We start from the raw sequence: 12105 nt of genomic DNA on the forward strand, positions 1-12105 counted from the left end.
CTCAGACCGCCGTCAGGAAGGAGACGCCCACTGCACCGTAAAAGCCCTCGGCGCGCTTGGGGCCCTCGCCAAAGTGACCGTAATCGTCATCGGTAACCCGGCGCAGACGATAGCGGTGGAAGCTGCCGATCAGTTCCTTCATCGGCACCACTTGGCGATACCCATCGGAATACAGCTGCGCGTGCAATGCCGGCAGGCGGTACCAGGGTGCGACAGGCTTCTCGTGGTGGGCGTTGTGGTAGGTGAAATTGAGTACCAGCAGGTTCAGTACCGGCCAGCGCAACGAAACCAGATTGCTGAAGGTGTTCTGCTGCTCGTATGCCCGGTCGCGCAACTTGTCGGCGGGAATGTCACCATCCTCCAGCACCGCAAAGGCGTCATAAGTGTGCTGGTAGGCATCGGTGAAGCGCAGCACAGTGATCATCAGCAACCAGGCTACTGCGTAGAGCACCAGCGCGACCGGGGACAACCAGCCAAGCAGCGCGAACGCAGCGAGCCGGATCGCCAGCGTGGCCGCGACAGCCGGGCGGCGAGCACGCTGCTTGTCACTGCTCTCGAGAAAGGGTAGCAAAATAACATAGCCATGCAGCAGCAGCTCGACCGCCGGGATATAGGCCCATTCCAGCGCGAGGATGATCTTGCGCGCCCAGGTCGGCAGGCCGTTGATGAACTCCTTGCTGTCGAAAGTGAGCACATCAGCGCGGTCAACATGATGCCGCATATGCTTGTGACGCAGATCCTGGAATCCGGCGTAGCAGCCCCCGGTCATCCAGCTGAACACTTCTCCGGCACGGGCATTGTGCGCCGGTTTGCTGAAAATCGTGCCATGGGCAAATTCGTGCATCAGGTAGGCGCCGATGATCATGGCATGGCCCAGTAACAGGGTTCCGCCTGCCTTGAGTAACCAGGACTCGGCAAACAACAACGCGATACCCAGACCATAGCCGAGCAGGCTATAGGTCATAGCCAGCGAATTGGGCACCGGACCATCGGCATAACGAAACAACGGTTTGGCCTTGGGAGCAGCCTTCGGCTTGCTCTCGGGTGCAGATGTGGAATTGGGTGTGGACATAACGCCTCCGATTCGCAGCAATAACTGAAATGCTGCCGGCTACGGCAGCATCCGGCTTGCATGCGCCTGGGTTATTCGTTCAGTGATTCAACAAAACTGGCGTCAAAGGTGTCGCCAAAGTCGGGTGCTGCGGGGATTTGCTGATTCTTCACCAAAATGTCGGCAATCACCGCACCACTGCCGTAGAACGACATGGTGGAGTCGGACTCCTTGAAGATTTCAGCCATTTCCGCCAGGGGGATGTTGTACACACCGTCCATCTGCTCGGTGGCCTCGGGGCCGCTCACACCCAGCACCTTGCCGATGATGGTGGCGGACTCCTCAGGATTGGCCTGCATGTAATCCAGGCCAGCCTGATAACCCTTGATCATCGCGGTGATAGCCTGCTCCTGCTTGGCGATTACCTTCTCATCAAATACCAGCACATCAGTGATCAGACCCGGGGCCTGGGCAGAGGAGTACACCACGTGGAAACGCTCACCCTCGCCCATTCCAACGATCTGCGATACGTTTGGCTCATAGGTGACGCCCACCGGCAGGTTGCCTGACGCCATGGCACTGGGGATGGCCTCAGGGGTCATGTTTACCGGGCGGATGTCCTTCTCGGTCATGTCATTGACCTGCAGCGCGTAGGCCAACAGGAAATCCGATGGCGATAGCGGGTTGTAACCCACCTGCTTGCCCTTGAAGTCGGCGACTGAAGTGATCGACTTGTCGGCGACAATCGCGTCACCACCGTCGGAAAAGTCGATCGGCATAACCACCTTGTGCTTCAGACCTTTGGCTACCGAACCCACTACCTGGTCGTAGGTGAGCATGCCGCCGTCTACTGCTCTGCTGGCCATTGCCGAGGGAATCAAAGCTGGATCATTGAAAAACTGCAATTCGACATCTAGACCGAACTGGTCATACAGATCCAGCTCATCGGCCACGTAAAAAGGACCATAACCGGCCCACACAACGGTGCCGATGGTCAGCTTGTCGTCCGCTTGGGCGGCGAAGGGGGCAATCAGAGCGGCGGCGGCCAGACTGGCGCCAGCCAGGGACTTGCGGATCGAACGGATCAGAGGGGCGGTCATGGTCAGACTCCTGCACGGTTGAACAAAATTTCGGGACGCGTCGTCATGACGATCTCCCGGGCTTTTATCCCGCCGTGTAGCCCTCATCCTGAGAGCCGGAAAACTCTCGGACCAGACATCTGTAAACAGACCGGAACCCTAGTTCGCCTTGGTGTTACTCCACTGTGTGACGCGTCATGAGTCTTGAGGACTCATCCCGATTCGTTATCAACCAGTGCATAGTTGATGCCAGCTTGTTGAATATCAAAAAATCTGCAGTGAATTCAATTAATTAGGTTGGCCTGGAGAATACAGGCCAGGAAGGGCTAACTGCTATTACGGCAATACGCGCCCTATCCGGGTGCGAACACGCACACCGAAGGGCCATATGCTCTTAAAGCGCGCGTCCGTTATTGATCTGGTCCGACAGGTGTCTGATCTCATCCTTGTGCATGTCGTAAAGCTCCTGCATGACGACCTCCGCCTCGGGAATCGCTGCGCGCTCGTCCATGGAGCGGTAAAGCTCGATGATCTGGTTGTGAATATCCACAACCTCTGCACTGATTTGTTCGTACCCCCAATTGTCGAAGTCGATTTCACGATCATCCTCCAATGGCAAGCCCTCGCTCAGGTGCTCATAAAGCCAGGTCTTGAGGGCCTTCTCATCCGCGCGCTCACCGATCTTGCGCACCGTATCGGCGAGTGTCCGCTCGTGAGTAGCCAGATACGTCAACAGGCCCTTCGCGCGCTCATCACCGTTACGCTCGGAACCTTTCTCCATGCGTTCAGCAAGCATGTCGTGCACGCCAGAATTCCATTTAATCAAGTCTTCAAAGGTTTCTGCCTTCATCAGTTGCTCCCTGTTGTAGGTAAATGGTGTCGGTTAACAATAATGTCTGATACGCATCCGACTGCGTTTGAATCAGTAAGTTTAGCAACCAGTGTAGACGAGCCCCCATCGCTCTGAGCTCCCAGCGGCGAATCAGAACTTCAGGAAAACGTGTGTCGCAAACGAAACAGGGCGCCCGAAGGCGCCCTGTCTGTTACCGCTAAGAGTACTACCAGCTTCAGTTCTTGCTGCTGGTGAACTCGGGGTAGGCTTCCATCCCGCATTCGGACAGATCCACACCGCCGTACTCTTCCTCTTCGGTGACACGGATACCCATGACCGCCTTGAGGATGACCCAGAGGATCAAGCTGGTGATAAATACCCAGAGGAAGATGGTAACGATACCCAGCAACTGGCCACCGATAGTCGCATCACCATTGGTCAGCAGTACCGCCAGTACACCCCAGATACCTACTACACCGTGTACGGAGATGGCACCAACCGGGTCGTCGATCTTGATCTTGTCCAGAGCCAGGATCGAGAACACTACCAGCACACCACCGACCGCGCCGATCAGCGTAGCCTGGAATCCACCGGGTGACAGCGGATCTGCAGTGATTGCCACCAGGCCAGCCAGAGCACCGTTCAGCGCCATGGTCAAATCAGCCTTGCCGAACAGGATCCGGGCAACAATCAGAGCAGCGATCAAACCACCCGCCGCAGAAGCGTTGGTGTTGACGAACACCTGGGCAACCGCGTTGGCATCCTCGATGTTCGACACAATCAACTGCGAACCGCCGTTGAAACCGAACCAGCCCAACCACAGGATGAAGGTACCCAGAGTTGCCAGCGGCAGGTTGGCACCGGGGATCGCATTGATCTGTCCGGAAGAACCGTACTTGCCCTTGCGCGGACCGAGGACCAGAACACCAGCCAGGGCTGCAGAAGCACCTGCAAGGTGAACGATACCGGAACCGGCGAAGTCGCTGAAGCCAGCTTCAGACAGGAACCCACCGCCCCAGCTCCAGTAACCCTGGATTGGGTAGATGAAGCCCGTCATGACGACCGCGAAGGTCAGGAAGGCAAACAACTTCATACGCTCGGCGACCGCACCAGAGACAATGGACATCGCGGTAGCGACGAACACAACCTGGAAGAAGAAGTCGGCACGTGCGGAGTAGTAGGGTGCGTCATCACCACCAGCCAGAACGTCTTCGGGTGCATTTTCCGCACCAATCAGAACGCCCAGGTTCGGCATGATGCCGCCCTCGTCACCCGAATACATGATGTAGTAGCCCACCACCAGATACATAACACTGGCAATTGCGTACAACGTAATGTTCTTGGTGAGGATTTCAGTGGTGTTCTTGGCACGGACAAGGCCAGCTTCGAGCATGGCAAAACCAGCTGCCATCCACATGACCAGCGCGCCGCAGATCAAAAAATAAAACGTATCAAGTGCGTACTTGATTTGTACGATGTCTTCCATAATTAAGCCCCCCAACAGGCTTTTTTATACATTCAGTGGACGAACTGATCGCTCAGACTGCGTCTGTGCCTGTCTCGCCGGTACGGATACGGACAGCCTGTTCCAGGTTGACCACGAAGATCTTGCCGTCACCAATCTTGCCGGTGTTGGCTGCCTTGGTGATGGCTTCAATGACGCGGTCGAGCATGTCGTCACCGATAGCTACGTCAATTTTCACCTTGGGCAGAAAGTCCACCACATACTCCGCACCGCGGTACAACTCGGTATGACCCTTCTGCCGGCCAAAACCCTTGACCTCGGTTACCGTGATGCCTTGCACGCCGATCTCCGATAGCGCTTCGCGCACGTCGTCCAGTTTGAAAGGCTTGATAACAGCCGTTACTAATTTCATTTTATTTCTCCCGATTGATGGACTGCCCTGGGGGACAGGACCAGTCTATGCCGAGTTAGAGGCTTTTAGAAACGGACAATGCACAGATCCGATGCAGCTACCCGACGCGCCGGCAAAAGCGTGCATAACGAAAGCCACGTTAGCCATAGTCAACTGCTTCATGCTCCAATGCTCCTTAGTGGCTTTGCGCAAAGTCATTCAGCAAAAGTCACGCTGGCTTGAGGTGGGATGCCCAATTACGGTTATCTCGCCTGTCTCACCTGCTTTGGTGCATTGCAGAAATCCTGCCACTTTTAATTTTTTGTTAATAATCATAGTGTTGGCATACTTACCCTCCCCCAGGGCAATTGGCCAGCCCGCGCATACGCACCAGTGTGGTGCATACATGATTTGTAGCGGCCCGATATCGCGCATTAATTCGCGACGCCCTCAAGAGGACGAATCCAGGCGCGGGTGATAGACTCGGGGCTTAATCAGACCGAGCCAGGCCGGTCGACACAAACGATTACAAGGCAGGATCTTCCATGCTGCATAAAGTCTTGATCGAAGCGGTCAGTAACCAGGCAACTCGTCTGCTGATGAGCGAAAAAAGTTTGCCTGCGCCAGAGGTCGAGAAACACCTCAAGGCGCTGCTGCAGAGCGCGCTGGCAAAAATGGACGTAGTCAGCCGGGACGAGTTTGAAACCCAGCAGGTCGTATTGCAGCGCACGCGCGAGCGCCTCGAAGTGTTGGAAAGACGTGTAACCGAGATGGAGCAGCGCCAGCAACCAGCTGCCATCTGACACCACTCAACGCCGCCCATCAGGGCAGGCGTCAAATGGCCCGATCAAGGAGTGATCATGTCCCTGGCTATTGTTCACAGCCGCGCAAAACTGGGTATCGCCGCGCCTTCCGTCACTGTGGAGGTGCATCTGGCCAACGGCATGCCCAGCCTGACCCTGGTAGGCCTCCCGGAAACCGCCGTGCGGGAAAGCAAGGACCGGGTGCGCAGCGCATTGCAAAACGCCCGCCTGGAGTTTCCCAGCCTTAAACGCATCACCATTAATTTGGCTCCCGCCGACCTGCCCAAGGAAGGCGGACGTTTTGACCTGGCCATTGCCCTCGGTCTTCTGGCTGCCAGTGGTCAGATCCCCGTCGATTGCCTGGCTCACTGCGAATGCCTGGGGGAGCTGGCGTTATCGGGAGAGCTGCGCCCGGTGCAGGGTGTGCTGCCGGCCGCTTTGGCTTGCCGCGAGTCCCAGAGGACCCTCTTGCTCCCGCGTGCCAATGCGCCGGAGGCCGCGCTGGTTCGCGGCGTACATATCGTTGCCGCCGACAATCTGCTGGAGCTCTGTGAGCACCTGCGCGGCGAAAGGGAGCTGGAGGCCGTGCCCTCGGGCAGCATTCCACCGCCCACGCAGGATCTGGCTGACCTCGCGGATGTACAGGGTCAGGCACAGGCAAAGCGCGCATTGATTGTGGCTGCAAGCGGCGGCCACAATTTATTGCTCTTTGGCCCACCCGGCACCGGCAAGACACTCCTGGCCAGTCGCATGCCGGGCATTCTGCCGCCCCTCAGCGAAAACGAGGCACTGGAGGTGGCAGCCATACAATCGGTCTGCAATCACGGGCCTTTGCAAAGCTGGCCCCTGCGCCCTTTTCGCGCGCCCCATCATGGTGCGTCCGCCGCCGCACTAGTTGGAGGTGGCAGCCAGCCTCGTCCCGGCGAAATCAGCCAGGCGCACAACGGCGTACTTTTTCTCGACGAATTCCCGGAGTTTGATCGCAAGGTGCTGGAAATGCTCAGAGAGCCCATGGAGTCCGGTTCCATTCATATTGCCCGAGCCCGCGAAACCTTGAATTTCCCTGCCCGTTTTCAGCTGATTGCTGCAATGAACCCCTGCCCATGCGGATATCAGGGCGACCCCTCAGGTCGCTGCCGATGTACCCCAGAGCAAATCCAGCGTTATCGGAGCAAGCTGTCAGGCCCGCTGCTCGATCGGATCGACCTGCATCTGGCCATGCACAATGAACCCTTCAGTATGGCCGGCAAACCCCGGGGCGTTCCCGATAGCCAGGCCGCCGGCGCACAGGTACTGGCAGCCAGAAATCTTCAGCACCAGCGGCAAGAATGCCTGAATGCGCATATGGATCTGGCCGGCCTGCGGGATCATTGCCAATTGGAAGAGTCAGATGCTCGCTGGCTGGAACAGGCTATAGAACGTTTGGGGCTATCGCATCGGGCCAGTCACAGGGCATTGAAGGTTGCGCGCACCCTGGCTGACCTGGAAGCTACCGATCATATTGCCCGCAGGCACCTGGCCGAAGCTCTGCAGTATCGCCAACTCGACCGCCGCGCGGAACACTAGGAAACGCTGAGCTGCGAATCTTCACGACCCATGCTATAGGCATCCATGAAGTAGCAAAGCTCGTCGAAAGGTAGCGCCGGGCTGATGAAGAAACCCTGAACCTGGTCACAGCCCAACGCCCGCAGTTCTGCCAGTTGTTGACGATGTTCGACACCCTCTGCGACCACTTCCAGATCCAGGCTGTGGCCCAGCTCGATCATCGCCGCGACCAACTGGCGGTCAGAACGAGTATCGGAAATACCCTTGACAAAACTGCGGTCGATTTTCAGCAGATCGATCGGCAAACGCTGCAGGTGCATGAACGAGGAAAAACCGGTGCCGAAATCGTCCAGGGAGAAGCGTACACCAAGACCGGTCATACCCTGCATCGTCGCCAGCACCTGATCGGGGTTCTGCATAACTGCCGTCTCGGTCAGTTCGAATTCCAGCCAGCGCGGGTCGATGCTGGTCTTGTCCAGCAAGCGTTTGACGGTTGGCAACAACTGACTGTCCTGGAACTGACGGAACGAGACATTGACGGCCACATGGATGGGTGGATGGTTGCGACGATGCAACTTCGCCAGGTCGTGACAGGCGCGGGCAATTACCCAGTAACCCATGGGCACGATCAGACCGGTTTCCTCGGCCAGGGGAATGAACTCGTTGGGTCCCAGCAACCCGCGTTCCGGATGACGCCAGCGTATAAGTCCTTCGAGCCCGACGATCCTGCCGGTAGCCAGGTTAACTCGGGGCTGATAGTGCAGCTCCAGCTGGTTGCCGCGCAGCGCATGGCGCAGCGACGTCTCGAATTCGATCAGGTTGTTGGCCTGCAGATTGATGCGGTCGTCATAGAAATGGTAATTGCAGCCGCGCTGATTCTTGGCCTGCAGCATCGCCATATTGGCGTGCAAAGTCAGACTGTCGACGGTCTGACCGCCCTCCGGATAGGTAGCGATCCCGACACTGCACCCGAGCAGCAAACCTTCCTGCTCCACCAGAAAAGGCTCGGCCAGCTCGCCGACCAGTTTCTGGGCGATCTGCAACAGATTACTGGAACGGGCATAGTCCTCGATGATAATCGCAAATTCGTCACTGCCCATACGACCTACGGTGTCGGTGTTACGCAAAATACCCCGCAGTCTTGCAACAACTTCCTTGATGATGCTGTCACCCGCACCGTGACCCAGGGTTTCATTGACGTGGCGGAAGTTATCCAGGTCAACAAACATCAGCGCCAGCGGCTGGTTGGTCCGGAGGGCACGGCGCATACCAATTTTGAGTCGATCCTGCACCATGAAACGATTGCATACGCCGGTAAGAGGGTCGTAGCTGGAAGCGCGGTCGAGGGCCGATTTGAGCGCTTGCCGTTCGATTGCATAATGCAGGCAGCGAATGAGTTCACTGGCGCTGGACTGGTCCCAGAGACTGTCGCAGGTCGCTTCAGTGGAGCGGTGGAATTCGGGCTCGACAACCAGATGAATGACGGGGATGCCGCATTCGCAGGCATCGGAAAGAAACTCGCTGCGAGTCAGGATAACCTCGATGTCGCCTGTTTCGATCAGCGATCTGGCTTCTGACCAGTCATCAGCACGCACCAGCTCGAAAGGGCAGCCCGCAACGGACATGAGACGACGGCCAAGCTGTACCGAAGCACCTGCATCCCTGTCTAACAGCAGTACGCGCTGCATTTGGCGCTCGGAAATCACATCGTCTCCCCGGTTGCCTATATAAATTAGATATATAGAACATCTTTGTTAAAGTAAGTTATATCGAAAAAATGATCAACAACCAAGACTAGCTTTTAGCCATCACTCAAGGCGAGACTATTTTCGGGTAAACTCCACCGCCTTCAGCTCAGGAGTTCGTTACCGGTGGCAAAACTCAACCCCCGTCAACAGGAAGCCGTGAATTACATCAGCGGCCCCTTGCTGGTACTCGCTGGCGCCGGCAGCGGCAAGACCAGCGTGATCACGCGCAAGATCGCTTACCTGGTACGTGAGTGCGGCATAAAAGCCCAGAATATTGTCGCCCTGACTTTCACCAATAAAGCGGCGCGGGAAATGAAAGAGCGCGTGAACCTGCTGATCAAGGGCAACGAAGCGCGCGGCCTGACCGTCTCGACCTTCCACAACCTGGGCCTGAATATCATCCGCAAGGAGCACAAGCGGCTGGGCTACAAGCCAGGCTTCTCGATTTTCGACCAGCAGGATGCCCAGGCGCTGATTACCGACCTGATGCATCGTGATTACGGCGCCGATGAAGGAACCGAAGGCATCCAGGCGCAAATCTCCAGCTGGAAGAATGACCTGATCAGCCCCGACCAGGCGCTAGCCCAAGCCAAGACGCCGCAGGAGCAGACCGCCGCAAGCGTGTACATGCACTACAATCGCACGCTCAAGGCCTATAACGCGGTCGATTTCGACGATCTTATTCTTGTCCCTGTTGCACTTTTTCGCGAGCATCCCGATGTTCTGGAAAAATGGCAATTTCGTATCCGCTACATGCTCGTCGATGAATATCAGGACACCAACGCCAGTCAGTACCTCCTGGTAAAAATGCTGGTTGGTCAACAGGCTCGTTTTACCGTGGTTGGCGACGATGATCAGTCGATTTATGCATGGCGTGGTGCTCGCCCGGAAAATCTTGCCCAGTTGAAAGACGATTTCCCCGCGCTCAAGGTAGTCATGCTCGAACAGAACTACCGCTCGACCAGCCGCATCCTCAAGACCGCCAACACCCTGATCGCCAACAATCCCCACGTGTTCGAAAAGCAGCTATGGAGCGAACTGGGTTTTGGCGATCCGATTCGCGTGATTCGTTGTCGCAACGAGGAGATGGAGTGCGAGCGCGTTGCTACCGACATTCAGACCCAGCATCTCAAACACAAGCGGGCTTGGAAGGACTTCGCCATTCTCTACCGCGGCAATCACCAGTCGCGCCTGCTCGAACTCAAGCTTCAGCATCACCAGGTCCCCTATCACCTGTCCGGTGGCACCAGCTTCTTCAGTCGCCAGGAAGTCAAAGACCTGATGGCGTATTTTCGTCTGCTGGTTAACCCGGACGACGACAACGCGCTACTCAGGGTTATCAATGTGCCGCGACGTGAGATAGGCCCCGCCACGCTGGAGAAACTTGGCACCTACGCCACCCAGCGTGATGTCAGCCTGTTCAGTGCCTGCAGCGAAATGGGCCTGGCCGAACACCTTGAACCGCGCTACTGCGAGCGCTTGCAACGTTTCGGAAACTGGCTGGACGGCGTACGCAAGAAGTGCAGCGAAGGGGATCCGATTGAAGCCCTGCGCAGCATGGTCAATGACCTGGACTATGAAAACTGGCTGCGGCAGAACTGCTCGAGTGACGACGTAGCGGCCAAGCGTATGGGCAATGTCTGGTTTCTGGTCGAAGCCCTGAAAAACACTATCGAAAAAGACGAAACCGGCAAGACAGATATCGAAGATGCCATCGCCAAACTGGTACTGCGCGACATGCTGGAGCGCCATGAAGAGGAGGAAGACACCGACCGGGTACAGTTGATGACACTCCACGCCTCCAAGGGTCTGGAATACCCCCATGTCTTCATTATTGGTATGGAGGAAGAGATCATTCCCCACCGCTCCAGTATTGAAGCCGACAGCGTCGAGGAGGAGCGTCGGCTGGCCTACGTTGGCATTACCCGGGCGCAACGTACCCTGAGCTTTACCTACGCTGCTCGCCGCCGACAGTTCGGTGAAATCATCGACTGTCTGCCCAGTCGTTTTCTCGATGAACTGCCCGCAGAGGACCTGGAGTGGGAAGGCACCGACGATGCACCGCCGGAAAAGAAACAGGCTCGGGGAAACTCAGCGCTGTCTGACATTCGCAGCATGCTCGGACCCAAGGCCTGAAAAAAACCAGCAGGCACAAAAAAGCCACCCGTGGGGTGGCTTTTTCAGCTGACTGAAGCCTGTTACTGCAAACCGGACATGTGCTCGACAGCTGCATGAATCTCTTCACGCGAACAATCGCCGCAGGTACCGTTGGCCGGCATTGCGCCCACACCATTGATCGCAGAGGTCACCAGGTCATCGAAGCTTCCCGCCGCCGCAAGACGTGCTTCCCAGGCAGCGGCATCACCTGTTTTTGGCGCGTTCAGAATACCGGCGCTGTGGCAGGCCGTGCAGAACTGACCGTATACCGCTTCACCGGTGCGCGCCGCGCCAGCATCCGCTACTGCGGTTGGCATAGTGCCAACATCCGCGCAAGGATCACCGGCAACACAAACAACACCAAAAGGCTTGATACGCTCGGCAATGCTGTCGCTAGACACAGCAAACGCACCGCCTGCTACCAGAACCAGCAACGCCGCCGAGGCAGCCAGAAATTTTTTCACAGTCATCACCTAACATCCTCATCATGGCTTTATATTCGAGCCCAAGTGCAATGCCCGGACAATGTGCGCGAGTATACCGGCAAACCTGCAGCCAACAAAATAGCATCTGTAACCAGCGACAACGGGTCGCGGTGCCGCAGGAACAAAGCCAGCACCCGCAAGCATGGACGCAGCCCCAATCAATGGGTATTATTGCGCCCCTGAAACGCACCCGTAGCTCAGCTGGATAGAGTACCGCCCTCCGAAGGCGGTGGTCACAGGTTCGAATCCTGTCGGGTGCGCCAGTTTCCTGCCTACTTCGTCGATATTTCCCACCACGACTAACATGCACAGGGCGAATGTGGTCGACACCAGCCGCCCTCAAGCGCACCATGTTCTGTGTAACATGTTGTCCCATCATGCCGCGTTCAAAAGCTCAGAATTGTTCCCGGTGTATTGAAACAACCATCAGTTTTACGTCAAGAACCTGAAGGCTGCATTGCATAAAGTACCCGAAGCAGATTACCGCGTGTAATGTTGTCTTCGAGTGATGTCTTTTTCTAATACAGGTGGATCTCAAGCGGCGTGATT

At 56.7% G+C, this 12105-nt stretch carries 10 protein-coding genes, 1 tRNA gene and 1 riboswitch; of the genes, 4 read left to right on the forward strand and 7 right to left on the reverse strand.

All coding sequences use genetic code 11. The annotated features are described in order from the left end of the window. Nucleotide 1 precedes the first annotated feature (1 nt). The 5 genes from IEV54_RS05255 to glnK all read right to left on the reverse strand — a co-directional run bounded on the left by IEV54_RS05255 (nt 2) and on the right by glnK (nt 4839). Nucleotides 2-1072, reverse strand: a complete 1071-nt coding sequence (locus IEV54_RS05255; RefSeq protein ID WP_150276290.1) for a fatty acid desaturase family protein — start codon at nt 1070-1072, stop codon at nt 2-4. Nucleotides 1073-1143: 71 nt separating this feature from the next. Beyond that, a complete protein-coding gene (locus IEV54_RS05260) occupies nt 1144-2151 on the reverse strand; it encodes an ABC transporter substrate-binding protein (protein ID WP_150276291.1) in 1008 nt (335 codons plus the stop codon). Nucleotides 2152-2202: 51 nt separating this feature from the next. Beyond that, nucleotides 2203-2304: riboswitch (guanidine-I (ykkC/yxkD leader) on the reverse strand. 220 nt (nt 2305-2524) lie between these two features. Continuing rightward, entirely contained in the window at nt 2525-2980 is a 456-nt protein-coding gene (locus tag IEV54_RS05265; RefSeq protein WP_150276292.1) for a hypothetical protein, read from the reverse strand. Nucleotides 2981-3197: 217 nt separating this feature from the next. After that, nucleotides 3198-4448 carry an ammonium transporter AmtB gene (gene amtB, locus IEV54_RS05270; RefSeq protein WP_150276293.1) on the reverse strand — a complete coding sequence of 417 codons (1251 nt, stop codon included), beginning with the start codon at nt 4446-4448 and terminating at the stop codon, nt 3198-3200. A gap of 52 nt (nt 4449-4500) precedes the next feature. Beyond that, nucleotides 4501-4839 carry a P-II family nitrogen regulator gene (gene glnK / locus IEV54_RS05275; RefSeq protein WP_096346362.1) on the reverse strand — a complete coding sequence of 113 codons (339 nt, stop codon included), beginning with the start codon at nt 4837-4839 and terminating at the stop codon, nt 4501-4503. A gap of 524 nt (nt 4840-5363) precedes the next feature. Between glnK and IEV54_RS05280 the strand changes: the two genes are divergently transcribed. Both IEV54_RS05280 and IEV54_RS05285 read left to right on the forward strand, forming a co-directional pair. Further along, nucleotides 5364-5621 carry an accessory factor UbiK family protein gene (locus IEV54_RS05280; RefSeq protein ID WP_150276294.1) on the forward strand — a complete coding sequence of 86 codons (258 nt, stop codon included), beginning with the start codon at nt 5364-5366 and terminating at the stop codon, nt 5619-5621. A gap of 57 nt (nt 5622-5678) precedes the next feature. Then, the gene (locus IEV54_RS05285; RefSeq protein ID WP_150276295.1) at nt 5679-7187 is read left to right on the forward strand and encodes a YifB family Mg chelatase-like AAA ATPase; all 1509 of its coding nucleotides are present in this window, start codon (nt 5679-5681) and stop codon (nt 7185-7187) included. Here the strand turns inward: IEV54_RS05285 and IEV54_RS05290 are convergent. Next, the gene (locus IEV54_RS05290; RefSeq protein ID WP_150276296.1) at nt 7184-8854 is read right to left on the reverse strand and encodes a putative bifunctional diguanylate cyclase/phosphodiesterase; all 1671 of its coding nucleotides are present in this window, start codon (nt 8852-8854) and stop codon (nt 7184-7186) included. The genes IEV54_RS05285 and IEV54_RS05290 overlap by 4 nt on opposite strands. 183 nt (nt 8855-9037) lie before the next feature. Here IEV54_RS05290 and rep point away from each other — a divergent pair, with 183 nt between their 5' ends. Beyond that, complete coding sequence (gene rep / locus IEV54_RS05295) at nt 9038-11050, forward strand: DNA helicase Rep (RefSeq protein WP_150276297.1); 2013 nt, start codon at nt 9038-9040, stop codon at nt 11048-11050. Between the two features lie 62 nt (nt 11051-11112). On the opposite strand, the gene IEV54_RS05300 is transcribed toward rep, so the two are convergent. Further along, entirely contained in the window at nt 11113-11541 is a 429-nt protein-coding gene (locus tag IEV54_RS05300) for a c-type cytochrome (RefSeq protein WP_223825349.1), read from the reverse strand. A gap of 201 nt (nt 11542-11742) precedes the next feature. Between IEV54_RS05300 and IEV54_RS05305 the strand changes: the two genes are divergently transcribed. Further along, nucleotides 11743-11819, forward strand: a tRNA-Arg gene (locus IEV54_RS05305). Nucleotides 11820-12105 lie beyond the last annotated feature (286 nt).

This window comes from Halopseudomonas salina, from assembly GCF_014637955.1.
In the GTDB taxonomy this organism is placed as follows: Bacteria; Pseudomonadota; Gammaproteobacteria; order Pseudomonadales; family Pseudomonadaceae; genus Halopseudomonas; species Halopseudomonas salina.

Bases quoted from the DNA above. Each gene is read 5' to 3' on its own strand.
- IEV54_RS05285 (WP_150276295.1), top strand. From the start codon at position 5,679: ATGTCCCTGGCTATTGTTCACAGCCGCGCAAAACTGGGTATCGCCGCG.
- IEV54_RS05265 (WP_150276292.1), bottom strand. From the start codon at position 2,980: ATGAAGGCAGAAACCTTTGAAGACTTGATTAAATGGAATTCTGGCGTG.
- glnK (WP_096346362.1), bottom strand. From the start codon at position 4,839: ATGAAATTAGTAACGGCTGTTATCAAGCCTTTCAAACTGGACGACGTG.
- IEV54_RS05260 (WP_150276291.1), bottom strand. From the start codon at position 2,151: ATGACCGCCCCTCTGATCCGTTCGATCCGCAAGTCCCTGGCTGGCGCC.
- IEV54_RS05280 (WP_150276294.1), top strand. From the start codon at position 5,364: ATGCTGCATAAAGTCTTGATCGAAGCGGTCAGTAACCAGGCAACTCGT.
- amtB (WP_150276293.1), bottom strand. From the start codon at position 4,448: ATGGAAGACATCGTACAAATCAAGTACGCACTTGATACGTTTTATTTT.
- IEV54_RS05300 (WP_223825349.1), bottom strand. From the start codon at position 11,541: ATGACTGTGAAAAAATTTCTGGCTGCCTCGGCGGCGTTGCTGGTTCTG.
- IEV54_RS05290 (WP_150276296.1), bottom strand. From the start codon at position 8,854: ATGCAGCGCGTACTGCTGTTAGACAGGGATGCAGGTGCTTCGGTACAG.
- IEV54_RS05255 (WP_150276290.1), bottom strand. From the start codon at position 1,072: ATGTCCACACCCAATTCCACATCTGCACCCGAGAGCAAGCCGAAGGCT.